Source organism: Acaricomes phytoseiuli DSM 14247 (assembly GCF_000376245.1).
Taxonomy (GTDB): Bacteria; Actinomycetota; Actinomycetes; order Actinomycetales; family Micrococcaceae; genus Renibacterium; species Renibacterium phytoseiuli.
The window spans coordinates 48,019-70,907 of record NZ_AQXM01000063.1; the positions used below are offsets into that span (position 1 = coordinate 48,019).

Annotated in this window: 23 protein-coding genes and 2 pseudogenes; 22 read left to right on the forward strand and 3 right to left on the reverse strand. The window is 62.2% G+C overall.

The genetic code is table 11. The annotated features are described in order from the left end of the window. Window positions 1-91: 91 nt before the first annotated feature. From rbfA to C501_RS13240, 14 genes and pseudogenes are all read left to right on the forward strand, one after another. Window positions 92-532, forward strand: a complete 441-nt coding sequence (gene rbfA / locus C501_RS0110215; protein WP_018135525.1) for a 30S ribosome-binding factor RbfA — start codon at window positions 92-94, stop codon at window positions 530-532. Between the two features lie 35 nt (window positions 533-567). Further along, complete coding sequence (gene truB / locus C501_RS0110220; protein ID WP_026174819.1) at window positions 568-1,548, forward strand: tRNA pseudouridine(55) synthase TruB; 981 nt, start codon at window positions 568-570, stop codon at window positions 1,546-1,548. Beyond that, window positions 1,541-1,924 carry a hypothetical protein gene (locus tag C501_RS0110225; protein WP_018135527.1) on the forward strand — a complete coding sequence of 128 codons (384 nt, stop codon included), beginning with the start codon at window positions 1,541-1,543 and terminating at the stop codon, window positions 1,922-1,924. Before truB ends, C501_RS0110225 begins: the two co-directional genes overlap by 8 nt. Continuing rightward, the gene (locus C501_RS0110230; RefSeq protein ID WP_018135528.1) at window positions 1,893-2,429 is read left to right on the forward strand and encodes a hypothetical protein; all 537 of its coding nucleotides are present in this window, start codon (window positions 1,893-1,895) and stop codon (window positions 2,427-2,429) included. The genes C501_RS0110225 and C501_RS0110230 overlap by 32 nt, the downstream gene beginning before the upstream one ends. A 19-nt stretch (window positions 2,430-2,448) precedes the next feature. Then, entirely contained in the window at window positions 2,449-3,060 is a 612-nt protein-coding gene (locus C501_RS13230) for a GNAT family N-acetyltransferase (protein WP_018135529.1), read from the forward strand. A 119-nt stretch (window positions 3,061-3,179) separates the two neighbouring features. Further along, complete coding sequence (locus C501_RS13235; protein WP_211206373.1) at window positions 3,180-4,373, forward strand: zinc metalloprotease; 1,194 nt, start codon at window positions 3,180-3,182, stop codon at window positions 4,371-4,373. Window positions 4,374-4,542: 169 nt separating this feature from the next. Continuing rightward, entirely contained in the window at window positions 4,543-5,079 is a 537-nt protein-coding gene (locus C501_RS0110245; RefSeq protein ID WP_018135531.1) for a DUF4345 domain-containing protein, read from the forward strand. Between the two features lie 44 nt (window positions 5,080-5,123). Continuing rightward, window positions 5,124-6,095: a bifunctional riboflavin kinase/FAD synthetase gene (locus C501_RS0110250; protein WP_018135532.1), complete on the forward strand. Its 972-nt coding sequence runs from the start codon at window positions 5,124-5,126 to the stop codon at window positions 6,093-6,095. 598 nt (window positions 6,096-6,693) lie between these two features. Then, window positions 6,694-6,963: a 30S ribosomal protein S15 gene (rpsO, locus tag C501_RS0110260; protein WP_018135534.1), complete on the forward strand. Its 270-nt coding sequence runs from the start codon at window positions 6,694-6,696 to the stop codon at window positions 6,961-6,963. A 243-nt stretch (window positions 6,964-7,206) separates the two neighbouring features. After that, window positions 7,207-9,426 (forward strand): polyribonucleotide nucleotidyltransferase, encoded by a 2,220-nt coding sequence (locus C501_RS0110265; protein ID WP_018135535.1) that lies wholly within the window; start codon window positions 7,207-7,209, stop codon window positions 9,424-9,426. 125 nt (window positions 9,427-9,551) lie between these two features. Continuing rightward, on the forward strand, window positions 9,552-10,919 hold the full coding sequence (locus tag C501_RS0110270) for a M16 family metallopeptidase (RefSeq protein WP_018135536.1): 1,368 nt from the start codon (window positions 9,552-9,554) through the stop codon (window positions 10,917-10,919). 214 nt (window positions 10,920-11,133) lie between these two features. Beyond that, window positions 11,134-11,574, forward strand: a pseudogene (locus C501_RS14955) (Ig-like domain-containing protein); the annotation flags it as partial. Between the two features lie 174 nt (window positions 11,575-11,748). Further along, on the forward strand, window positions 11,749-12,810 hold the full coding sequence (locus C501_RS0110275) for an LPXTG cell wall anchor domain-containing protein (protein ID WP_018135537.1): 1,062 nt from the start codon (window positions 11,749-11,751) through the stop codon (window positions 12,808-12,810). A gap of 238 nt (window positions 12,811-13,048) precedes the next feature. Further along, a pseudogene (locus C501_RS13240) lies at window positions 13,049-14,545 on the forward strand (alanine/glycine:cation symporter family protein). Window positions 14,546-14,565: 20 nt separating this feature from the next. On the opposite strand, the gene C501_RS0110285 reads toward C501_RS13240, so the two are convergent. Further along, window positions 14,566-14,829 (reverse strand): MoaD/ThiS family protein, encoded by a 264-nt coding sequence (locus C501_RS0110285; protein WP_018135540.1) that lies wholly within the window; start codon window positions 14,827-14,829, stop codon window positions 14,566-14,568. 1 nt (window position 14,830) lies between these two features. Continuing rightward, a complete protein-coding gene (gene moaA / locus C501_RS0110290) occupies window positions 14,831-15,916 on the reverse strand; it encodes a GTP 3',8-cyclase MoaA (protein WP_018135541.1) in 1,086 nt (361 codons plus the stop codon). Between the two features lie 98 nt (window positions 15,917-16,014). On the opposite strand from moaA, the gene modA reads away from it, so the two are divergent. The 8 genes from modA (at window position 16,015) to C501_RS0110330 (ending at window position 21,774) form a co-directional block, all read left to right on the forward strand. Further along, window positions 16,015-16,857 carry a molybdate ABC transporter substrate-binding protein gene (modA, locus tag C501_RS13245; RefSeq protein WP_018135542.1) on the forward strand — a complete coding sequence of 281 codons (843 nt, stop codon included), beginning with the start codon at window positions 16,015-16,017 and terminating at the stop codon, window positions 16,855-16,857. Continuing rightward, on the forward strand, window positions 16,854-17,660 hold the full coding sequence (locus C501_RS0110300; protein ID WP_018135543.1) for an ABC transporter permease: 807 nt from the start codon (window positions 16,854-16,856) through the stop codon (window positions 17,658-17,660). The genes modA and C501_RS0110300 overlap by 4 nt, the downstream gene beginning before the upstream one ends. A 62-nt stretch (window positions 17,661-17,722) precedes the next feature. Beyond that, complete coding sequence (locus C501_RS0110305) at window positions 17,723-18,934, forward strand: molybdopterin molybdotransferase MoeA (RefSeq protein WP_018135544.1); 1,212 nt, start codon at window positions 17,723-17,725, stop codon at window positions 18,932-18,934. 95 nt (window positions 18,935-19,029) lie between these two features. Then, window positions 19,030-19,530 (forward strand): cyclic pyranopterin monophosphate synthase MoaC, encoded by a 501-nt coding sequence (moaC, locus tag C501_RS0110310; RefSeq protein ID WP_026174822.1) that lies wholly within the window; start codon window positions 19,030-19,032, stop codon window positions 19,528-19,530. Further along, window positions 19,527-20,033, forward strand: coding sequence for a MogA/MoaB family molybdenum cofactor biosynthesis protein (locus tag C501_RS0110315; RefSeq protein WP_018135546.1), 507 nt, complete (start codon window positions 19,527-19,529; stop codon window positions 20,031-20,033). The genes moaC and C501_RS0110315 overlap by 4 nt, the downstream gene beginning before the upstream one ends. After that, complete coding sequence (locus C501_RS0110320; protein WP_018135547.1) at window positions 20,023-20,523, forward strand: molybdenum cofactor biosynthesis protein MoaE; 501 nt, start codon at window positions 20,023-20,025, stop codon at window positions 20,521-20,523. Before C501_RS0110315 ends, C501_RS0110320 begins: the two co-directional genes overlap by 11 nt. After that, entirely contained in the window at window positions 20,520-21,296 is a 777-nt protein-coding gene (gene dapB, locus C501_RS0110325; protein WP_018135548.1) for a 4-hydroxy-tetrahydrodipicolinate reductase, read from the forward strand. The genes C501_RS0110320 and dapB overlap by 4 nt, the downstream gene beginning before the upstream one ends. 4 nt (window positions 21,297-21,300) lie before the next feature. Next, a complete protein-coding gene (locus C501_RS0110330; RefSeq protein ID WP_018135549.1) occupies window positions 21,301-21,774 on the forward strand; it encodes a hypothetical protein in 474 nt (157 codons plus the stop codon). Here C501_RS0110330 and C501_RS13250 read toward each other — a convergent pair. Continuing rightward, window positions 21,756-22,364 (reverse strand): GDSL-type esterase/lipase family protein, encoded by a 609-nt coding sequence (locus tag C501_RS13250; RefSeq protein ID WP_018135550.1) that lies wholly within the window; start codon window positions 22,362-22,364, stop codon window positions 21,756-21,758. The genes C501_RS0110330 and C501_RS13250 overlap by 19 nt on opposite strands. Between the last annotated feature and the right edge of the window lie 525 nt (window positions 22,365-22,889).

The window sequence follows — 22,889 nt, forward strand, 5'->3', positions numbered from 1 at the left end:
CGCGCTTTTGCCTGAAGGCGTGTGCGGTCAGATGATGACCGCACACGCCTTCAGGCAATCAAGGTTCTAGGAAAGTTCTAGGAGGAAAATCATGGCAGATCCGGCACGGGCGGCACGGCTCGCGCAGCGCATCAAGGTGCTTGTCGCTGAAGCTCTGCGGCAGAGTGTCAAAGAACCCGGGGTGGAGAACATCACCATCACCGAGACCCGGGTGACCAATGACCTGCAGCACGCCACGGTCTACTACACGATCATGGGCGATGCCGAGGCCAAAGCCGAAGCCACCGCGTCACTGGAACGCTCTCGCGGCATCTTGCGGCGCGAGGTGGGGCATAACCTCAACATCCGGCTGACCCCGACCCTGGAGTTCATCGCCGATGAGCTCCCGGAGTCGGCGAGCCAGCTGGAGGAGCTCATCCGGCAGACCAAAGAACGCGATCAGCAGCTCGCCGAAGCAGCTGAAGGCGCACAGTTCGCTGGTGGAGAAGATCCGTATAAGAAGCCTGAGGAAGCGGCTGAAGAGCAACAGTAAGGCATGTGCTGCTTCCCGCACATATACTGGAGAGTGTGCTTTCCGGACTGGTGATCGTCGACAAACCCAAGGGTTGGACTAGCCATGATGTGGTGGCCAAGCTGCGCAGGCTGCTGGGAACCCGCAAGGTGGGCCATGCCGGGACTCTTGATCCCATGGCCACCGGGGTTCTAGTGATCGGTGTGAACAAGGCGACTAGACTGCTGACCTACATCGTCGGCACGCAGAAGACCTACACCGCGACGATCCGCTTGGGGCAGACCACGGTAACCGATGATGCCGAGGGCGAGATTCTGGAATCTCGCTCTGCCCGAGACTGCTATGGTTCAGCCGAAGCAGACGCCCGGGTGGACGCCGCGATCGCCGCGCTCACCGGGGATATCGAACAGATCCCTAGTAGCGTCAGTGCGATCAAGGTCAATGGCCAGCGGTCTTATGCTCGGGTGCGCGCCGGTGAGGACGTCGAGTTATCAGCCAGGCCGGTCACCGTCAGCCGCTTCGAGGTACAGCACCGGAATCTCGCGGGTCCGGAAGGTGAATTCCTTGACCTGCAGGTGACCGTGGAATGCTCCTCGGGAACCTACATCCGCGCCCTGGCCCGGGATCTTGGCAGAGCCCTGGGCGTTGGTGGTCATTTGACTGCCCTGCGGCGCACTGTGGTGGGGCCGTATTCGGTGACCGGGGCGAGTAGTCTCGATGAGCTCGCGAGCGCCGAACCCGCTGATGCCGTGGTTCCGATGGCGGAGGCAGCCCGGATGCTCCTACCGGTCCGGGAAGTGACTGCGGCGCAGGCGCGGGAGCTCTCCTTCGGGCGCAAGATCCCGGTGCTGCCGTCGGAGCAAGCGTCCGAAGCGCGCGATGAGCCGCAGCCTACGGCGGCTTTCGCCCCGGACGGTTCATTGATCGCCTTGCTTCAGCCGATAGGGCCCAAGGCCGGTAATGCCCGGGCCCTGATGGTCTTCGCCGAGCAAGCTGAACTGAAGCAGGGCGAATCCGGGAGGGTACAGGGTGCCTGATCTCTGGTTCTGGGCGGGGCTGATTATCGCCCTGGTTTCTACGCTGATCTGCCTCATCGCCGGGCTAGCCAAGAAACCGCCCAATGATGTCACTTTGCTTGCGGTCGCGGCTGTGGAGCTCTTCTTGCTGGTCTACCTGGTAGCTAGTATCGTCCGCGTAGCGGCGGGAGAGCCTATTGTGGGTGCCGCATGGGAATTCTGGGGGTACATGGTTACCGCTTTGGTGATCCCGTTGGGGGCGGCTTACTGGTCGATTCTGGAGCGAAGCAGATGGAGCAACTTCGTGTTGGCCTCAGTAGGCTTGATCATTATCGTCATGATGTTCCGGATGCAGCAGATCTGGTATGGCTTTGCTGGATCCGGAGCCGTCGGCTGAACCGGAGGCAGAGTTCGTGAAAGACGTGAAAGACACCGGAACCAAGGCAGAGCGCGGCACCGGCGCATCTTTGCGCGGCGGACCCCGGGCCACCGGCCCGGGGCGCTTGTTGGTGCTCGTCTACGCAGTTTTCGCTCTTTCCGCCAGCGCCCGGGCTGGGTTCCAGATCGCGACAAAATTCGATGAAGCACCGGTTGCATACTTGCTTTCCGCTTTTGCCGCCGCGGTCTACGTCGTTGCAACGATTTCTCTCGCCCAGCGCGGCCGCCGCTGGTACTGGATCTCGCTGGTGGCCGTCCTGGTGGAACTAGTGGGCGTACTGGTGATCGGAGTGGCGGGTATCCTCGACCCGGCCGCTTTCCCGCATGACACGGTATGGACCGGTTTCGGCCGGGGGTATGGTTTCGTGCCGTTGCTGCTGCCGATCCTGGGGCTGATCTGGCTGTACCGGACCAGGCCCTTGACGGTCCGCTCCGCAGAGTCTTCAGATCACGCCGGATCCTGAGATCTGGGAGGGGCTTGAGATGCCGAAAGTTAGCGAAGTTCCCCGGCTTGATGATGGCACAGTTTTGCTGCGTCAGCCTCGATTGGAGGACTTGCCCGCAGTCTTGCAGCTGGGTCAGGATCCGCAGAGTCAGCAGTGGATCTCCCTGCCTTCGCCCTATACCGAGGAGGACGGGCGGAATTTCCTCACCGGGATGATCGCCGAGGGCTGGAGCCGCGGTGACCGGCACACTTTCGCGGTGACGAGGTCGGCGGCGGAGCAGCAGCTGCTGGGTACTATCGACCTGCATCAGTTCCGCGCCGGGACGGCTGAGCTCGGAATCAGCATGGGTTCTGCAGCTCGGGGGAGCGGTGTCTCGCTCAGGGCGGTCCGGCTCTTGGTCGGATATGCCTTCGAGCAGCTCGAGCTGGAATTTCTTTACTGGTTCTGTTCGGCGCTCAACTGGGCCAGCCGGAAGCTCGCCTGGAAAGCCGGGTTCCGCTTCGAGGCGTTGTTGCGCGGTTACGGCGATTACCACGGCATGAGCACCGATATGTGGCTGCTCTCTTTGCGTCGTGGTGAAAGCACGGGGAGCTGCGAGCCGTGGCTGGGCCCGGACTCTATGGGCAAACAGAAGCTGAAAGAACAGTGAATTTCCACCATTTTTTCAGGTTTCACAGCTTTATTAGCTCTGTGCCCGAAATCCGGACACAGTCACAGGGCCGCGGTCAGGGGGTGGCGAGGCAGCCCTATGAGTGAAAGGTACTGCACGTGATAATTCATGACCTGCCTGTGCGGCGTCGCGCTTTTCGCCTGCTGACCAGCGGAGCTGTAGCCCTCTTGGGCATCACCGGCGTTGCCGGACCGCTGGTGATGGGTATTTTCCTGGCACCCGCAGCTAATGCTGCACTCACGGACACCGATGGCGATGGCCTGCCGGACGTCTGGGAAACCCAAGGTTACGACGCTGATGGAAACGGCGTGATCGATGTCGACCTGCCGGCGATGGGCGCTGACCCCCGGCGTAAGGACCTCTTCGTGGAAATGGAATATATGCAGGGCAGACTTCCTTCTGCTGCTGCACTGGACCGGATGCGGAAAGTCTTCGCCCCCGCTCCCGTGAGCAACCCCGATGGCACATCCGGGATCACCCTCCACCTCGATGCCGGCTCGGCCAGCGGCACAACCTATGACCTCGGTGGTGGCAACCAGGTCCCTTACGATGACGATCTCAACCCGTCTCAAAGCGAGGTCAACGCGATCAAGCGGACCAACTTCGACAGCGACCGGGCGAAGATCTTCCGTTATATGCTCTGGGGGGACTCCTACGACGGCGGCTGCTCCAGTGGGGTGGCTTTCGGTATTCCCGGTGATACTTTCATCGCAACGGTAGGCCCGAAGTGTAATTGGCGAGCCACCGACAACGTGCAAGTAGGCACCTTTGTGCACGAGCTCGGGCACACCCTCGGTCTACGCCATGGCGGTACCGACAACGCCAACTACAAGCCGAACTACCTGAGCGTGATGAATTATTCTTTCCAGCTCGGCGGTGTGCCCAAGGCGGATGGTTCGCTTTATTTCGGTTATTCGAATATCGCTCCGGCTGCTCTGAATGAGTCATCGCTGCGGGAATCCAACGGCTTGGGCAGTATTGCAGCAGCCTGGCGGACCAGTTATTTCTGCCCTGATCGGACGAAGCGGACCACGAGCGCATCGGCGGACCGGCCGATCGATTGGAACTGCGACGGCTCGATCAGCAGCGGCTCGATCAGCGCGGACATCAACAATGACAATAATCGCAGTACTCAGACGGCTCAGAACAACTGGGCTTCGCTGAGTTTCTCCGGAGGCTCGGTAGGCGCTGGGGCCAGCAGCAACAGCTCCTTGCCTGCGCCGGAGCTCGCTCCGGAACCGGAGCTGACCAAGGCTCAATGGGATCTTCTCCAACGGGATATCCGCCCCTGAGCAGTACTGAATGCCCCGAGGGGTGCGCTGTTGACCGTTATCGGGTGCAGCGCGCCTCTCGGGCTATTCCGGGTTCTTCAGGCGCTGCTCCTCGGGTCGTTTCGGCGGGAAGTGCAGAGCGTGAGAACATAGCAAGGTCAGAGTACCTGGTACCCGGAAGGACATGAGAATGACCGAGAGCCGCGATTCGCAGCGGGATCCGCTGGCGGCTGCTGCCGAAACCGCACCTGATGCAGGTGCGCTCGAGGCGCCTGCGCAGACTGAAGCCGAGCAGAAAGTCGCCGACTGGAAGGTCTTCCGCATCGTCGTCGGGGCCATTGGTGTGCTGCTTGCAGGATTCGGCGTCTACGGTGTCGCCTTGGGCACCCAGGCTCTGCCGGACGCCATCGAGGCGGTCAACCCCACCCTGGAGAGCGGTTACCGCTTCCTCGCTGCGCTGCTCATCGGCGTGGGCGCGGCTTTCGTGGCCATTGCGATCAAATTCGAATGGGCCAACATCCTGGTCTTCGTGTGCTCCACGGTTTTCCTCGGGGGACTTGCACGGGTACTCTCTTGGGCACTGAGCGGGCTGCCGAACGTTCTCATGATCCTGATGATGATTGTCGAGCTGGTAGTCCCTCCGGTTATCGTTGTCTGGTATCTCTGGATCAACCGGACTCAGCAACTGCGCCGCAGTTATCAGGGGACCGCCGCAGCCCGGGGTTGATCCGGACTGCGGTGAAGACTGTGGCAGACCAACAACAACACAGTATGTCCGGCGATAGGCGCTGGCTCAGAGGGCTGGCTGAAATTCCCGCGGATCTGGGGCCTACCGCAGTAACCCTGGGCAACTTCGATGGTGTGCACCGTGGCCACCAGCAGGTACTCGCAGGGCTGGTCACTGCGGCAACCGCTGCTGGGCTGACTTCGATGGTGATTACTTTCGATCCTCACCCGGCCCAGGTGCATCGTCCGGAGCACGCGCCGGAGCAGATCATGGAGCTCGCCGACCGGGTGCAGCAGATTCTCGGCATCGGCGTCGATGCGGTGCTCGTCATTCCTTACACCCTGGAGTTCGCGCAGCAGAGTCCCGAGGAATTCGTGGAGTCCGTTTTCGTGAATGCCTTATCAGCCCAGCTGGTGGTGATCGGCCAGGATGTTCGCTTCGGTCGTGATAATTCCGGAGATCTGGGCACGATGCGCAATCTTGGTGGGGTCTATGGCTTCGACGTTCAGGTAGTGGATGAATTCGGCGCAGATCGGCGCTGCTCTTCCACCTGGGTCCGCGAGGCGCTGGAGCGCGGTGATGTCGCCACCGCCGCCGAAGTGCTAGGCCGGTATCACCATGTGCGCGGCGAAGTGGTTCATGGCGCAGCCCGCGGCCGTGAGCTGGGGTTCCCCACCGCGAATCTGGCTCCGGAATCCTCGGGTTTATTGCCCGCAGACGGCATCTACGCGGGCTGGCTCGTGGATGCAGATGGCACGCGATGGCCGGCGGTGATTTCTGTGGGGTCCAACCCGACGTTCACTGGTGTTCGTCGCCAGGTTGAGGCCCATGTCATCGATCGGCCGGTGGAAGCCGTCGAGGATTTCGACCTCTACGGGCAGACAGTGCAGGTAGAGTTCGTGCGCCGATTGCGGGGTATGGTCGCCTATGCCGGGGTGCCCGCCTTGATCGAGCAGATGCGCGCCGATGTAGAACAAGCTCATGACGTCTTGGGGATAACAGACAAAGCTGAATGATTTCTTCCTTGCGGGTCGATAGTTCTCTTGTGGAAGTCTCTTTTGTAGGCGCTTCTCGAGAATGGTTCTAGGGCAAGCTATGAGTGTGGCCAGAATCGTCGCCCATATAGAACGCATGACCTGGAATTTTTGTGGTGATGTCCATGGCCGGAGTGTTCATCGCAGACTGACGGCTCGACCAACGATCTCTGTCCCTGGACTGCTTCGGTTCTACTGGACATTCCGCAGAACGCGAAGATTGCGGTGGCACGGATCTATGTCATGAACACTGTGCACGAGGAGCGTCCCGTAACTGAGGTTCGCCTTGCCACTTCGGATCAGGTTTTTATCTACCATATGGTGAATGAGTAGGATCCCGGCGCGTCCAGGTTCCCCGAGCCTGCCGTCACTGCCGGAGCGCGTACCGGGCTGACTCTTCCAACGCAGGCTGAACGCGGGGTACGAATTAGGTGCTTACTCACTGCCCTGAGTAAACTGGGAAGTTGAATTCGGCTGTGGTCCGTGGCGGCTGGATTCCGAAGTTCACTCAACATGAGAGAAATTCGATCTCGATGGTGCAAAAACTATCGGGCCGCACGGCACTAACCAAGGAGTTATCGTGGCACTAGACGCCGCTGTCAAGCAGGAAATCATCAGCACTTACGCAACCTCTGAGGGCGACACCGGTTCGCCTGAGGTTCAGATCGCGCTTCTTTCTCGGCGCATCTCCGACCTGACCGAGCACCTCAAGACCCATAAGCATGACCATCACACCCGTCGCGGTCTGATGGGCCTAGTGGGTCGTCGCCGTCGGCTGCTGACTTACCTGCACGACACTGACATCGAGCGCTACCGTTCGCTCATCGAGCGGATCGGCCTGCGCCGCTAAGACCGCTGCTCACGGGGCCGCATTCCACTCGGAATGCGGCCCCGTTCGGAGCAGGCGGAAAGACAAATGAAAACACTCAGGGCAGATACCCGCTGAGCGCGGTACATCGTGGTCCTCGGTAGTGGCTGCCGGGCAGGATGAAGGAAAGTCCTGGCCGTAAGCCTCGATCGAAGACCAGATAGGCCAGGTTGAGCTGCTTCTGTCGCAAGAGAAGACAAGATAAGAAACGGAGGTGACTCTCAGATGGAGGGTCCCGAAATTCAATTTACTGAGGCTGTGATCGACAACGGCCGGTTCGGCAAGCGGGTCATCCGCTTCGAAACGGGTCGCCTGGCCCTGCAAGCCGCTGGCGCTGCCATGGTGTACATCGACGATGACACCGCCCTGCTTTCCGCTACGACAGCGGGCAAGCACCCCCGTGAGGGCTTCGACTTCTTCCCGTTGACGGTGGATGTCGAGGAGCGGATGTACGCTGCCGGCCGCATTCCCGGCTCTTTCTTCCGGCGTGAGGGTCGGCCGTCCACGGAAGCCATTCTGGCCTGCCGTCTCATGGACCGGCCGCTGCGCCCGGCGTTCGTCAAGGGCCTGCGCAACGAGGTCCAGATCGTCGTGACCGTGCTCGCGATCAATCCCGATGAGCTCTACGACGTCGTGGCGATCAATGCCTCGTCGATGTCCACGCAGCTTTCCGGGCTGCCGTTCTCCGGCCCCATCGGCGGTGTGCGCGTCGCCCTCATCGACGGCCAGTGGGTCGCCTTCCCGCGTCAATCCGAGCTGGAGAACGCGGTCTTCGATATGGTCGTCGCCGGTCGGGTGACCGGTGATGACGTGGCGATCATGATGGTGGAAGCCGAAGCCACGGATCACTCCTGGAAGCTCGTCAAGGAAGAGGGCGGCACAGCCCCGACCGAGGAGGTCGTCGCAGAAGGTCTGGAGGCCGCCAAGCCGTTTATCCGCGCGCTCTGCGAAGCTCAGTCCGAGCTGGCCGCACGTGCTGCCAAGCCCACGGTCGACTTCCCAGTCTTCCTGGATTACGAAGAAGACGCTTATGAGGTTGTTGCGGCTTCCGCTGAAGCCAAGCTCACCGAGGTCTTCCAGATCGCTGATAAGCAGGAGCGCGAAGCTGCTGCGGACGCGCTCAAAGAAGAAGTCCTGGCACAGCTGGCTGCTGCGGGAAGCCAGTTCGAAGGCCGGGAGAAAGAGCTCTCCGCAGCCTTTCGCTCGGTGACCAAGAACGTGATCCGGCAGCGCATCCTGCGGGATCAGGTTCGCATCGACGGCCGCGGCCTGACGGATATCCGCCAGCTCACCGCTGAAGTCGAAGTCCTGCCCCGGGTGCACGGCTCCGCGATCTTCGAGCGCGGCGAGACCCAGATCATGGGTATCACCACGCTGAACATGCTCAAGATGGAGCAGCAGATCGATTCGCTCTCTCCGGAGAAGACCAAGCGGTACATGCACAACTACAACTTCCCGCCGTACTCCACCGGTGAGACCGGCCGGGTGGGTTCGCCCAAGCGCCGGGAGATCGGCCACGGCGCCCTGGCCGAGCGGGCGCTCGTGCCGGTTCTGCCGAGCCGCGAGGAGTTCCCTTACGCGATCCGCCAGGTTTCCGAGGCGCTGAGCTCCAACGGATCCACCTCGATGGGCTCGGTCTGCGCCTCGACCCTGTCGCTGCTCAACGCCGGTGTGCCGCTCAAGGCTCCCGTCGCCGGCATCGCCATGGGTCTGGTATCCGATGAGGTTGACGGCCAGAAGCGTTACGCGGCCCTCACCGATATCTTGGGTGCGGAAGACGCGTTCGGTGATATGGACTTCAAGGTCGCCGGCACCCGTGACTTTGTGACCGCGATCCAGCTGGATACCAAGCTCGACGGCATTCCGGCTTCGGTTCTGGCCGCTGCGCTCAAGCAGGCCCGCGAGGCCCGGCTGCACATCCTCGATGTGATCGACGCGGCGATCGACGAGCCTGATGAGATGAGCGAGTTCGCGCCGCGCGTTATCGCGGTCAAGATCCCGGTGGACAAGATCGGCGAGGTCATCGGCCCCAAGGGCAAGATGATCAACCAGATCCAGGAAGACACCGGTGCCGACATCTCGATCGAGGACGATGGCACGGTCTACATCGGCGCCGTGGACGGCCCCTCGGCTGATGCTGCGCGTTCGGCGGTCAACGCCATCGCCAACCCGCAGGTTCCTGAGGTCGGGGAGCGCTACCTGGGCACCGTGGTGAAGACCACGACCTTCGGCGCGTTCATCTCCCTGACTCCGGGTAAGGACGGCTTGCTGCATGTCACCGAGCTGCGCAAGATCAACGACGGCAAGCGCGTGGACAACGTCGATGACGTGGTTTCCGTGGGCCAGAAGATCCAGGTGGAGATCACCAAGATCGACGACCGCGGCAAGCTCTCGCTCGCCCCGGTGATCGCCGAGGGTGAAGAAGTCGGTGTCACCGAAGGCTGAGCCTGCAGGTTCGGAGCGGAGCTCTGAGAACGCGAAATGCGGAGGACCCCACGCTACGGCGTGGGGTCCTCCGCATTTTAGTCGAAAGTGGGTGTTCTGTGCACAGGGGAATAGAATCGACATCTATGCCTGCCATCAAGCTTTCGCACCTTTCTCATCAGCCCACCGGATTGGATCTCAGCACCGGGGACCCCACGCTCATCGCGGGGGTGCCCGGAGGGTCCATCGTCCGGCGTTCAGTGCTGCCCGGAGGTGTGCGGGTGCTGACGGAAGCGATGCCCGGTCAGCGTAGCGCGACGATCGGCTTCTGGGTCGGCGTGGGCTCCCGGGATGAAGGCGAGGGGCAGCACGGCGCGACTCACTTCCTGGAGCATCTGCTCTTCAAGGGCACCGCGCAGCGAAGCGCCCTGGACATCGCGGCAGCCTTCGATGAAGTGGGCGGTGAGTCCAATGCGGCTACCGCCAAGGAGAGCACCTGCTACTACGCCCGGGTGCTGGACCGGGATCTCGCCCTGGCGATCGACGTGATCGCGGATATGGTGACCTCGGCATCGCTGAACCCGGCAGAGCTCGAATCCGAGCGCGAAGTGATCCTCGAAGAGATCGCCATGGACGCCGATGACCCCACAGATGTGGCACATGAGAAGTTCGCTCGTGCGGTGCTCGGCGATCACCCACTGGGCCGGCCGATCGGGGGGACGCCAGAAGCTATTCGTGGGGTCTCCCGTGAGGCTGTGTACGATCATTACCAGCGTTATTACCGCCCGGATGAGCTGGTGGTGACGGCTGCCGGAAGCCTCGATCATGATCTGGTCTGCCAGCAGGTCGAGGCTGCTCTACAGCGAAGTGGCTGGGTGCTTGAGCCAGAGGCACATCCTGCTCCGCGCCGTACCGCTCTACCTGTGGAGATCATGGGGGAGACCGGGGTTCAGGTGATTCCGCGTGCGGTCGAGCAGGCGAATATCATCATGGGCTGTCCGGCCCTCGTGGCCACGGATGAACGCCGCTTCGTCATGAGTGTTCTCAACGCCGCTTTGGGCGGGGGCATGTCCTCCCGACTTTTCCAGGAGATCAGGGAGAAGCGCGGGCTAGCTTATGCCACGTATTCGTTCTCCACCAGTTATGCCGACACCGGTTATTTCGGTATGTACGCGGGCTGCGCCCCACAGAAGGTGGCGCAGGTGCTCGGGTTGATGGATGCCGAGCTAGCACGTCTGGCTGCGGAGAAGCTGAGCCCGGTGGAGCTTGAGAAAGCTATCGGGCAGCTCTCCGGTGGTATCGTGCTGGCTCTTGAAGACACCGGTTCACGGATGTCGCGTCTAGGTAGGGCGGAACTGGTGACTGGGGAATTCCTGGATATCGACGAGACCCTGGCCCGTATCCGTGCGGTGACGGCACGGGAGGTCCGCGAGCTCGCGGTGGAGCTGATGGAGGCCCCGCGCACCACGCTGATAGTCGGACCTTTTTCTGAGGGAGAGCTCTTCAACTTTTGAGCAGAACCCTTTTGATCACAGGTTTATGAGCCAGTCGATTTCAGTTCGCGAAATTTTAAATGCTTAACTATTTTTCGCCAGGTGAAAAGTGTTCAAGGCTGCCAGTAAGCAACTCTCGATTTGGTTACCCATGGGTAGCTTTGACAACCTCCGTTAATCCGAGTAACTATTGAGCTTCCCCCCAATTAAATACATCGAGGCGAAAGCGTAGGTCATGTTTAGACCAAAATCTAAAACCAAATTTTGGGCCTGGGGGGGCGATGAAAAAGCTAGGGGAAGACGGAGGCGCTTACTGTTTCCGTTACTAGCAATATTCGCCTTGCTGATAACGGGAGCTGCTATTCCTGCATCAGCTGCTGAGGCCCGGATCACGAATCTGAGTTCTGAGCTGGTAAGTCCGGAGGACGGTTCGACCATTTCCCCGACCAGCACGATTCTTTCCAACTGGTCGTTCGTGATTCCTGAAGGTTCAGGAAACCCCGGTGATACGGTTACCTTTACGGTGCCGGACCACCTCGAAGGCAATGTTCAGGACATTCAGATCACTACTCCGGATGGAACCGTGATCGGTACTGTCAGCGGATCCGGTCAGACTTTTGTGCTGACTTTTTCCTCATCGGTTGAATCTATGGGTGAATTTTCCGCGAGTTTCCGCGTTCCGCTAAGCCCTGTTATCAGGAATTGGCCACGCCTCACCACTCAATCCATTGATGTTTCTTCTTCAAATCAAACGTCCTCCGCTGGGAGGCTGACCATGGATTACTCAGAAAATCCGTGGTTCAGTGAGTTAACAACGATATTCCAGAGAAATGTCTCGCCGAAATATGGGATGGCATATCATTATTCCTCCCCAGCTTTTGACAGTGCAGATATCGGTGTTCTTCAGACCACCACGTTCACGATTGACCCGAGCGTCCGTGAATACGCGAAATTCAACTGCGAAGCCGTGACTTCTGCGGATTCGGGGGCTGGTATGCGATACCGTTACGGGCCCAGTAAACAGCAAACGGTCCCTTATTCCGTGAACGATGCAAACAACCCTCTGGGCATGCGGATCCTCAGCTGTACTGACACAACTGTCACGATGAGCTACACCCCGATCCAAGGCGATGGATACGGGTTCACGCTTTCAGTGGGTGGAGAGACCGCGGGGCTCCGTGACACTGGTGACGGCATCCTACTGAAGCGCAGGGCTGAAGAACGTCAGTTCACCGGCCCCTACCCGGTGCAGACCGTACGCACTCCGGCTGAGGGGAAACCGGCAGTGACCACTGAATCGGATGCCCCCTATGTGTGGCCAGGTGGCGAGGGAGATAGCGTATACGGTCGGGTTTTGGTGACTAAAGAGGTCACCGGCCCGCGGGCAGCTGAAGCAGTAGGACCCTATCGGATCGAACTCAACTGTGTTGCAGACGGTTCATCGTTGCCGACGTTCCCCCGTGAACTGGTCTTCGACGAAGCCACGGAGGCGAATTCGCAGACTCTTGCTTCGATAGTCCGAGCGGGTAGTGTCTGCTCTGCCACGGAGAAGGAAGCGGGAGGGGCGGATCGCAGTACTGTCGGTTCCGCTGTGACCATTACCGCGGGCAGAAGTGCCGGGATCACGGTGGAAAACTACTTCGGCACGGTTACTCCGCCGACTACGGTGCCCCCGACTACGGTGCCCCCGACTACGGTGCCCCCGACTACGGTGCCTCCGACTACGGTGCCTCCGACTGGAGAGCCAGAGACGACGGCTACCGGTGATCCGGTCGTGACTACGGGAACGAACGGTGATGACGATCTAGCCGTAACCGGTGTTGGGATGGCGTCATCGGCCCTTGTGGTTGGAGGCATTGTCCTGCTCGCCGGAGCAGCTCTGCTCCTGACGATGCGCAGGCGTAAGCACTAATCTGTCGCTAGGAAACGCAAGTGGTGGCCCTCAGCACATGAAGAGGGCCACCACTTGCGCTTCCCGGGCGGTGGGGCAGAAGCGCAGGAAAGCCTCTGAACAGATGAGAGTCGCGATAGGGCGAAGTATCGGAAACCGGCTTGGAAATCTAGTCACCATTCATCGAAACCTTGTGTTAGCGTTCTCACTTATATCTAGTAACGACAATCGTCAGTGTTGACGAGAGGCGAGGGCCTGTATGGATCAGTTATTGCCGATACTCACAGCGATCAACGGCATTGTCTGGGGCCCTTTCGTGTTGATACCTCTCCTGCTGGGCACGGGCATCTACCTCACGGTGCGTTTCGGCGGTATTCAGTTGCTGCGTCTAGGGGTCGCGCTGCGACTCGGCCTGCTACGGCGCAAAGACGATGATGCAGAGGGAGACATCTCTCAGTTCCAAGCGCTAACCACGGCTCTCGCCGCCACGGTGGGGGTCGGCAATATCGTCGGTGTGGCCGGGGCGATCAGTATGGGCGGCCCCGGTGCAGTGTTCTGGATGTGGGTCACAGGCCTCGTCGGAATGGCCACTAAATACGCCGAGGCTTTTCTCGGCGTCCGCTTCCGGCGTACGGATGTGGCGGGGGAGAAGACCGGTGGGCCGCAGTACTACTTGCAGCTGGGCATCAGGGGCCCGTTGGGCACCATCCTCGCGGTCAGCTTCGCTTTGATGGCAATGTTGGCTTCCTTCGGGGCGGGAAATATGGCGCAGGCGAATGCCATCTCAACGAATCTGGAAAGCTCAGCTGGAGTCTCGGCATTGCTGACCGGCCTCATCCTCTCCGGTGTGGCTCTCGTCGTCTTGATCGGCGGCGTCCGCTCGATCGGACGGGTGACCGCGTCGCTCGTGCCGATCATGATCGTCGCCTATGTCGTTGCCTCGCTTTACATCCTGACGGTCAATATCGCCGAGATCCCGGCTGCTTTCGCCCAGATCTTCATGGGCGCGTTCACCGGAGCCGGTGTCAACCCTGAAGCAGTCGCCGGTGGTCTGTGGGGCGCTGCGGTCATGTACGCGATCCAGTTCGGAGTCGCCCGGGGCATCTTCTCGAACGAATCAGGCTTGGGCTCGGCGGGAATCGCCGCTGCAGCCGCGCAGACCACGCACCCGGTGCGGCAGGGGCTGGTGTCGATGACCCAGACCTTCATCGACACCATCATCGTCGTCACCCTGACCGCCTTGGTCCTGATCAGCACAGGGGTCTGGACCAGCAGGGAGCCCGGGACCATGACCGGTGAAGCGTTCAGCACCGGCTTGCCCGGGGAGTGGGGTCACTGGGTCGTCACCTTGGCCCTAGTGCTCTTCGCTTTCTCCACAATGCTCGGCTGGGCCTACTACGGGGAGCGGAATGTCGAAAGACTCTTCGGGCGCAAGCTCGTCACCCCGTAGCGCCTGGTCTACGTCGTGGTCATTCTGATCGGTGCCACCATCCAGCTCGAAGTCGTATGGAGTTTCTCGGGTCTCATGAATGGGCTCATGGCCCTGCCCAATCTCATCGGGCTGATCATCCTTGCCGGCCTTGTCGCCAGGGAGACCAGACACTACCTCCGGAACGATCCGAAACTCATGGCGAACAAGGAGCAGATCGAGACCTTCATGGTTGGTGAGCCCGGCGGGACGGACTGGAAGGCCGGTAACCAGAGAGGTTCATCCTGGCAGCGCAGCTCATCCCGGGCTCCGTCCAAGACGCCGTGAGGTTTAGCGCTGAGAGCCGCTCAGCCGCCCGCAAAAGGCGGCAGGACATCAACGGTGTCGCCGAGGCTCATGCTGGTTCCGTCGTCACGCAGCGCCGTGCTGTTATGCAGAAAAGAACAGCGCGGCAGCAGCTCGGACAAGGGCGGAGCGCTGGCTGAAGCGGACTCCGGATATCGGGTTGTGAGCTCGGCGATCAGCTCGCCCAGATTTCCCGCGAAGGATTCCAGTACTTCTTCATCCACCCCGGTGGCAGCGCGCGCCGCAGCGAAGTAACGGACTTTCATCTCAGCCGCCGATCGTACTCATACTGCGCCCCGGGCGGACGTAATCCGGTGAATCGAGCCCGGTGTGCCCCATGCCGTGCGCCCGAGGTTTACCCCACATGGCTTCGCGCCAGCGCTCCGCGATCGCTTCATCGGAAGCATCGGAGCGCAGCAGATCAGCCAGATCGGTTTCCTCACGCGAGAACAGACAACTCATCACCTTGCCCTCCGCGGTGATCCGGGTACGCCGGCAGTCAGCGCAGAAAGGCTCGGTAACAGAGGCGATCACGCCAACGACTCCCAGCACCGCAGACTCCGGGCCGGAGCCGTGTGCGCGGACCTCGAAACGCTCAGCGGGCGCGCCGTCGCGCAGCCGAGGATCCGGATCCAGCCGGAAACTCTTACGGAGCAGCTCCCTCGTCTGCGCTGCGCTGACCATACCCTCTCGGCTCCAGCTCTGATCAGCGTCCAAGGGCATCTGTTCGATGAACCGCAGCTCGATATCCCGCTGCAGCGCCCAGTCCAGGAGTTCCGGAGCCTCGGCGTCATTGATGCCCTGCTGAAGCACGGCGTTGACCTTCAGCGGAGCCAGACCGGCATCAAGTGCGGCATCGATACCGCTGAGCACCCGGTCCAGGAAGGGCCGCCGGGTCAGTTGCTCGAAGGTGCCGTGGTGCAGAGAGTCGAGGGAGATGTTGATCCTGGTCAGGCCAGCGGCCTTGAGCGCCTCCGCTTTGCGGTCGAGCCCCACTCCGTTACTGGTCAGTGAAACCGGCAGCGTCGGGTGGTCTTCGCGGATCGCTGCGATGATATCCGTCAGATCCGCTCGGACGAGAGGTTCACCTCCAGTGAGCCGAAGTTCCCGAACGCCGAGATCATCGACCCCGATGCGCACGAGCCGCCGGATCTCCTCCGGGGTCATCAGCAACTGGCGCGGCAGCCATTCGAGGCCGTCGGCAGGCATGCAATAAGTGCATCGAAGATTGCACTTATCGATGAGCGAGATCCGCAGGTCAGTGGCCTGTCGGCCGAACCGGTCAAGCAGCCCCGTCTTGGAATCACCGGGGTTATGCCAACCCTGCTCTGCCCGCCGCGGGATGATTTCCATGCCCTTAACGCTACATCTTGTCTCGTTCTCCTGCAGATTTCCGAGTTGCGAAAAACTTTTAAGCTGCGCTGATCACAGTGAACGCTTAGGCTCAGGGTATGAAGACCGCTCGCATCGGCCGTGCCGGCATAGGCCTGGCAACCGCACTCATCCTGATCACCGGGCTCTCCGCGTGCAATAGCGACTCCCAGCCCACTGCGCAGAGAACCGGGATCACGGTTCTGGCAGCGGCCTCCCTTACCGACGTGATGCCCCAGCTGGTCGCTGCATACGCCCAGGAACAACCTGATGTCGACGTCACCACGAGTTTCGGCGGAAGCCAGGTTTTTGTCGAACAGCTGAAGTCCGGTGCACCAGGTGATGTGCTAGTAGCGGCCGACGAGCAATCTCTAGTGAACCTGGACGGAAGCGGGCGCGACCTCTCGGAGTACCAGGTAGTGGCAACCAACCAGATCGTCCTGGCGGTGGCGCCCGGCAATCCGGCGAACATCAGCAACCTCGCCGATGCTGCAGCCAACCAGCGCCTTGCTATCTGCGCTCCTGCCGTGCCTTGCGGTCGTGCTACGCAGCGAGTGCTGGACGCAGCCGGACTCCAGGTGCAGGGAGCGAGCCAGGAAAACGATGTTCGCTCAGTGCTGAGCAAGGTCAGCGCGGGGCAGGTCGACGCCGGATTCGTCTACGCCACCGATGCGGTGGCGGCCCAGTCTCAGGGCGTGACCAGCATTCCCCTCGACGACCCGGCTCCGAACCGCTACCCGGCCCTGGTGACGACTAACTCCGACCAGGCAGAGATCCGGCAAGCTGCCACGGCGTTTCAGCAGTGGCTGAGCGGAGCGCAAGCGCAGCAGATCTTCGCGGAAGCCGGTGTCGGGCCCTGCCTGCCGGGTAACACCCCTGCGCCGACGCCATCCGCTAGCGCCGCCGCCCAGGGCGGGCAATGACCTGTCTGCTCCGTCGGACCCTCATTCCGGGGTGGCTCTGGCTACCAGCGGGTATCGGGCTCTTCCTCTGCGCGGGGCCGCTGCTGGCCCTCATCATCAATGTCCCCTGGGCCCAGCTGCCCCGGCTCCTGAGCGCCCCGGAGGTCCTGCAATCGTTAGGCCTCTCCCTGACGACCGCCGGTATCTCCACCGTGATCTGCTTCGTCATTGGCACCCCGCTGGCCGTTCTCTTCGCCCGGTTGCACGGGCCCTGGTTGACTTCCGCCCGTGGCATCCTCCTGCTGCCGCTCGTCCTGTCCCCAGTGGTCTCCGGTATCGCCCTGCTGTATTTCTGGGGGCGCAGAGGCCTGGCCGGGCAGCCGCTCGGGGCGCTAGGCATCGAGACCGGGTTCAGCCCGCTGGCAGTCATCCTGGTGCAGGTATTCGTCTCCTTGCCCTTCTTCGTGGTCGCCGGGCTCTCCGCGATCACCGCGGTGGAACCCGAAATGGAGCTCACCGCGGCGACGAGCGGTGCAGGCCCCACGCAGATCCTGCGGCATATCACCCTGCCGCTGGCGCTGCCCGGCTTGCTGGCAGGAGGGCTGCTGGCCTTCGCCAGGTCTCTGGGCGAGTACGGGGCCACCATCACCTTCGCGGGGTCCGTGGCCGGGCGCACCAGGACCCTGCCGCTGCAGATCGAATTGAGCCTTAACTCGAATCAGCCGGAAGCGGCTCTGGGCCTTTCCCTGATGCTGATCTGCATCTATCTCATCGTGCTGATTCTGGCCCGCAGCGGGGCGCTGCGTCTTGTTCCGACGCGCTGAACCGGATACGCCGTTCCGCACTCGATGCCCCGACAAGCCCCGTGTGCTGAGAAGATGAAGGTGTGCGCAGCATCGCGGATCATCAGCAAGCAGTAGCGGAACTTCTTTCACCTACGCTCCAGGGCCTCGGTGAGGAGACGATTCCTCTCGACCTCGCGCGGGGACGTGTGCTCGCTGAGGACCTGCTAGCCCCGGTGGACCTGCCCGGTTTCGATAACTCGCAGATGGACGGTTACGCGGCCGGCCCACCAGGAGACCTCGCGAACACCTACACCGTACTGTCAGCGATTCCTGCGGGCAGTACGGAAACCAGGCAGCTCGGACCCGGAGAAGCCGCGCCGATTATGACCGGCGCTCCGGTGCCTTCAAACGCGGATGCGGTCGCACCCGTAGAGCAAACCCGCCCGAGCGCTTTCCTGAATCCGGGGGAGTCCGTGGAACTGCCGCCAATGGAGCCCGGAAACTTCATCCGCAGGCGCGGCAGCGATATTCACATCGGTCAGCTCGCACTGCGTCAAGGCACCCAGCTCACGCCGCCGCAGCTGGGACTCATCGCAGCTCTCGGCCTGAACCGGGTGACGGTCCTGCGACAGCTGCGGGTTGGAGTGCTCAGCACGGGGGATGAGCTGCTTCCGGCGAACCGGGAATCGGGGGAGGCCTCGACGAGTCCCGGGGCTATTCACGATGCGAATACTCCTATGCTCTGCGCGGCTCTCGAATCAGCCGGTGCACTCGCGATTGCGTTGCCTGCTGCCTCCGATGACCCTGATGCGCTGCGCGAATCCCTCGCGGAGATACCCGACCTCGACGTACTGATCACCACGGGAGGGGTCAGCCAGGGAGCCTTCGAAGTGGTCCGCCAGGCTTTTCCCGAAGTGGAATTCGGCCCGGTGGCGATGCAGCCCGGCGGCCCTCAGGGGCTGGGGCGGCTGACCGGGCAACGGTCTGGGGAGCAAAATAGCGTCCCGGCCCTGCCGTTATTGGCTTTTCCCGGCAACCCGGTGAGCGCGATGGTGTCCTTCGAAGTCTTCTTGCGACCCCTGCTGGCCGGCGACCGCCCGATACTGCGGTTACCACTGCTCGAGGACGTGCGCAGCCCTGAGACGAAACATCAGATCCGCCGTGCCAGGCTGCGCCCGGAAGGGGTAGAGTTACTCGGCGGCCCGAGTTCGCACCTGCTGCACGCCCTGGCCGAGTCGGATGCTCTAGTGCACCTTCCGGTCGGCCTGACAGATGCTGCTGCCGGCACAGAAGTAGAGGTATGGCCGCTATGACCTGGACTCCACTGAGTTGCAAGGTTTCAGCGGGTCCGGGTCTCGCTAGAATCCCCCTAGATTTTCGCTACATGGTTCGGAAAGCCGGTGAATGAATGATGTCCAACCCTTTGAGTCACGTGGATGAGAACGGCACGGCCACGATGGTCGATGTCTCGGCGAAGCAGACGACCCTGCGCTTGGCAGCTGCTGAGGCAGTGCTGAAGACCACGCAGCAGGTCACCGAACTGATCGCCGAGGGCGGTCTGCCCAAAGGGGATGCGCTCGCCGTGGCCAGGATCGCGGGGATCATGGCGGCCAAGCGCACCTCGGAGCTGATCCCGCTGTGTCACCAGCTTCCGCTGAGCAAAGTTGCGGTCGACTTCGAAATCCTCCCCGGGCGGGTGCAGATCCGCACCGAGGCGAAGACCACCGCCGGCACGGGGGTGGAGATGGAGGCCCTCACCGCGGCGTCAGTCGCCGCGCTCACGCTGTACGACATGATCAAGGCCGTGGATAAGAGCGCCACGATCTCAGATATCCGGCTGTTCTCGAAATCCGGCGGGGCATCAGGGGATTACCAGCTGCCCGATGACCGAACCGAGGCAGCACAATGACGGGGCAGGGAATCGACCCCAAGGCCATGCAGCGTGCCGCCAGGATCCTGGTGATCTCCAGCCGTGCTGCACGAGGTGAAAGGCCGGATCAGAGCGCGCCTCTGCTTGCCGCCTGGTTGCACGAGCAGAGGTTCTGGGTACGCGAGGCGCGGATCGTCGCCGACGGCGATCCAGTGCGCGAGGCACTGGTCGACCTGCTTGCAGAAAGCCCGGCGCTCATCCTGACCACAGGGGGCACTGGCCTCACCCCCGATGACCTCACCCCGGAACAGACCCGGACCGTCCTGGATCGCGAGATCCCCGGAATTCCGGAAGCTATCCGGGCCGCCGGCCGGAAGCATACGCCGATGGCTGATCTGAGTCGCGGCTGCGCCGGTATCGCGGGCAGCACGCTGATTGTGAACCTTCCCGGATCAGCCGGGGGCATCAAGGATGCGCTGAAGATCCTCGAACCGATGCTCGATCATGCTCTGGCCCAGATCGGGGGAAGCCATGAGCACTGAAAGCCCGCTCGTCCACGCGGCCCTGACCGCAACGCCGATCGACTTGCCAGCAGCCCTCAGCGCGGTGGACGGCCCGGAGTTCGGCGGCGTCGTCGGTTTCTCCGGCGTCGTCCGGGATCACGACGGCGACCGGAAGGTGGATTCCCTGTCTTATTCGGCTCATCCCAGTGCGGATCAGGTTCTGCAGCGGATAGCTGCCGAGGTAGCGCAGAAGTACGACGCTGCACCTCAGGGTGTCCGGATCTGGGTGGCGCATCGGACCGGCGCGCTCGCCATCGGTGATCCGGCTTTAGTCTGCGCCGTTGCCTCAGCGCACCGCGCGGCTGCTTTTAGCGCCTGCACCGAGCTGGTCGACCGAATCAAGGCCGAGGTGCCGATCTGGAAAGAGCAGTTCTTCACGGACGGCACTGCAGAGTGGGTCGCTGCGGGCGCCATGCCGGAAGACCCGGGCGCGGATCGTCTCGGAGCGGCCGATAGGCTGGGGGCATGACACCACCGGATGCGCCCGCGAACGCTGCGCTGCCCCGGGTCGCCGTGCTCGGCGCAGGCGGCAGAATGGGCAGAGCCGCTGTTGAAGCCATCCAGGCCGCGCCGGATCTGGAACTCGTCGCGGAACTCGGCCGGCATGATCCGCTGGTGCGCCTGCTCGAGGCCAGGGCGGAGATCATCGTCGATCTCACCGTCCCTGCGGCGAGTGAGCAGAACGTCCGCTTCGCCGTACAGCACGATCTTCATGCTGTGGTGGGCACTACCGGCTGGGATGAAGGGCAGCGCGATCGGCTGCGCGGTCTGCTCGCGGAGCACCCGGGGGTGGGCGTCCTGATCGCACCGAACTTTGCCCTCGGCTCAGTACTGGCCACCCGGTTCGCGGCCCAGGCGGCGAAGTACTTCAGTTCGGTGGAGATCATCGAACTGCATCACCCGCAGAAGATCGATGCGCCCTCAGGAACCGCCATGCGGACCGCGGAACTGATCGCTGAGGCGCGCCAGGGCGTGGCCCCCGCCCTTGACGCCACCGAAAGCGCTCAAGCTGGCGCTCGCGGTGCTGATGTTTCAGGCGTCCCGGTGCATTCCGTGCGGCTGGCCGGCCTCACCGCGCACCAGGAAGTGCTGCTCGGTTCGCCGGGCGAGCAGCTCAGCCTGCGCCACGATTCTTTCGGCCGGGAATCGTTCATGCCCGGCATTCTGCTCGCCCTGCGCGCCGTGACCGACAGGCCCGGTTTGAGTTACGGGCTAGATAGCTACTTGGATCTGGAAGGCTGATCGAGTGCGAACTAAAATCTGGGTCGGTTTGATCTGCGTACTGCTGGTGTTCTATCTGGTGGTGCTCACTCAGCGCGCGGTACTCTTGATCGCTGATCCGCAGTGGCAGGCCAAGCTTCTCGGAGCTGCGCTTCTGGTCTTGCCTCCTATCGGCGCCTGGGCGATGATCCGTGAGCTGACGTTCGGGGCCAGAACGGAGAAACTCGCCGGGATACTGGCCGAAGAAGGCGGCCTGCCGGTGGATGATCTGCCGCGCAGCCCCGGCGGCCGGATCGACCGGGAAGCAGCCGATGCCGAGTTCCGCAAATACCAGCTGGAAGCCGAAGCCGCTCCCGATGACTGGCGCTCCTGGTTCCGGCTTTCCTGCGCTTACGATGCTGCCCAGGATCGCAAACGCGCCAGATCCGCTATGCGCTACGCGATCCACCTCTACCGCTCGGGACCAGCACTATCCGGCCCTCAAAGTGCAGGCGGCTGAACTTCCGGGGCCGATAACTGCCGAAGCAGCACCGGGAGCATAGCTTTTGCGGTGCGCCGGTATCCGGTGCTGGAGGGGTGGAAACGGTCGATGGAGAACATCGCCTCCGGCTCGTCCCGGAACATCGGCCCGACGATCCGCCCCAGCATCACGTACTCAGCTCCGCAGCGGCGAGCAGTCTGCGCCTGCAATGCAGCCATGCGACGCGAGGCCAGGGAAGCAACCGACCGCAGCGGTTGCGGTACCGGGCGCAGCGTGCCCAAGTCGGGGCAGGTGCCGATAACCACCGAGGCGCCGAGCTTCTGCAGGGCCTCAACAGCCGCAGCCAGCCGGCTGCATGCCTGCCCCGGCGGAATCCGGTGCGTCACATCGTTACCGCCCACGACGATCACCGCCAGGTCCGGCCGATAGTCCTCCGGCAGGTTAGAGAGCTGCTGGGCGAGCGCGCTGGATTCGCTGCCGACGACCGCCGCAGTGTGCAACCGAACGGCGCGCTCGGAACGCTTGGCCAGGCCGCGCGCCAGGCGTGCCCCCAGAGTGTCTTTGGGACGCTCCGCCCCGAGGCCGGCCGCGATCGAATCGCCCAGCACCAGAAGCTGGAGCGGATCGCCTAGCTTTTTCTTATATGTTCTATCCGCCTGGGGGGGGCCAGTTCGCCGAGAGGTTTGCCGATCCGCTTCCTGGCTAGCCTGCCTTGAGCCCGGAACAGCATGATGGCGGCGGCACCGAGACCGGCAGCAGTGCCGGCGGTGGTGCACAGGGCGGTCAGGGCACGTCCTCGGCCGGCTAGCCGGCCGAGCCGGAAACAAGCCGGGGAGGCAGGCCGCTGATGCGACCGGGCTGAGGACACGGCGCCATTGTAGCCTTCGCCGGTAACCACCGGGTTAGCCGGATGAGTAGTTCTGCTGAACCTGAAGCATCAGGAGGATATTTCTGTGGCCGCCCGATTCCGGAAACCCCTGAATACCGGTCTTCTCTGTAAACGCTGAGAGATTAGATAAGAAAATCTCTTGTACTTTCGGGTGATAGGAGCAATCCTGAAGTTATCACTGTGTTTTAGATGTGTATCCGGGTTGGCAGTGCGCGGAAGCGACTGTCGAAGATAGCAAGGGATT

What these genes read in the sequence shown, in the direction of transcription:
- rbfA (WP_018135525.1), top strand. Translation starts at nt 92, where the DNA reads ATGGCAGATCCGGCACGGGCGGCACGGCTCGCGCAGCGCATCAAGGTG.
- C501_RS0110230 (WP_018135528.1), top strand. Translation starts at nt 1,893, where the DNA reads ATGGCTTTGCTGGATCCGGAGCCGTCGGCTGAACCGGAGGCAGAGTTC.
- modA (WP_018135542.1), top strand. Translation starts at nt 16,015, where the DNA reads ATGAAGACCGCTCGCATCGGCCGTGCCGGCATAGGCCTGGCAACCGCA.
- dapB (WP_018135548.1), top strand. Translation starts at nt 20,520, where the DNA reads ATGACACCACCGGATGCGCCCGCGAACGCTGCGCTGCCCCGGGTCGCC.
- C501_RS0110315 (WP_018135546.1), top strand. Translation starts at nt 19,527, where the DNA reads ATGACGGGGCAGGGAATCGACCCCAAGGCCATGCAGCGTGCCGCCAGG.
- moaC (WP_026174822.1), top strand. Translation starts at nt 19,030, where the DNA reads ATGATGTCCAACCCTTTGAGTCACGTGGATGAGAACGGCACGGCCACG.
- C501_RS0110275 (WP_018135537.1), top strand. Translation starts at nt 11,749, where the DNA reads ATGGCATATCATTATTCCTCCCCAGCTTTTGACAGTGCAGATATCGGT.
- C501_RS0110285 (WP_018135540.1), bottom strand. Translation starts at nt 14,829, where the DNA reads ATGAAAGTCCGTTACTTCGCTGCGGCGCGCGCTGCCACCGGGGTGGAT.
- C501_RS0110245 (WP_018135531.1), top strand. Translation starts at nt 4,543, where the DNA reads ATGACCGAGAGCCGCGATTCGCAGCGGGATCCGCTGGCGGCTGCTGCC.
- C501_RS0110265 (WP_018135535.1), top strand. Translation starts at nt 7,207, where the DNA reads ATGGAGGGTCCCGAAATTCAATTTACTGAGGCTGTGATCGACAACGGC.
- C501_RS13230 (WP_018135529.1), top strand. Translation starts at nt 2,449, where the DNA reads ATGCCGAAAGTTAGCGAAGTTCCCCGGCTTGATGATGGCACAGTTTTG.
- C501_RS0110270 (WP_018135536.1), top strand. Translation starts at nt 9,552, where the DNA reads ATGCCTGCCATCAAGCTTTCGCACCTTTCTCATCAGCCCACCGGATTG.
- C501_RS0110250 (WP_018135532.1), top strand. Translation starts at nt 5,124, where the DNA reads ATGTCCGGCGATAGGCGCTGGCTCAGAGGGCTGGCTGAAATTCCCGCG.
- C501_RS0110300 (WP_018135543.1), top strand. Translation starts at nt 16,854, where the DNA reads ATGACCTGTCTGCTCCGTCGGACCCTCATTCCGGGGTGGCTCTGGCTA.
- moaA (WP_018135541.1), bottom strand. Translation starts at nt 15,916, where the DNA reads ATGGAAATCATCCCGCGGCGGGCAGAGCAGGGTTGGCATAACCCCGGT.
- C501_RS0110320 (WP_018135547.1), top strand. Translation starts at nt 20,023, where the DNA reads ATGAGCACTGAAAGCCCGCTCGTCCACGCGGCCCTGACCGCAACGCCG.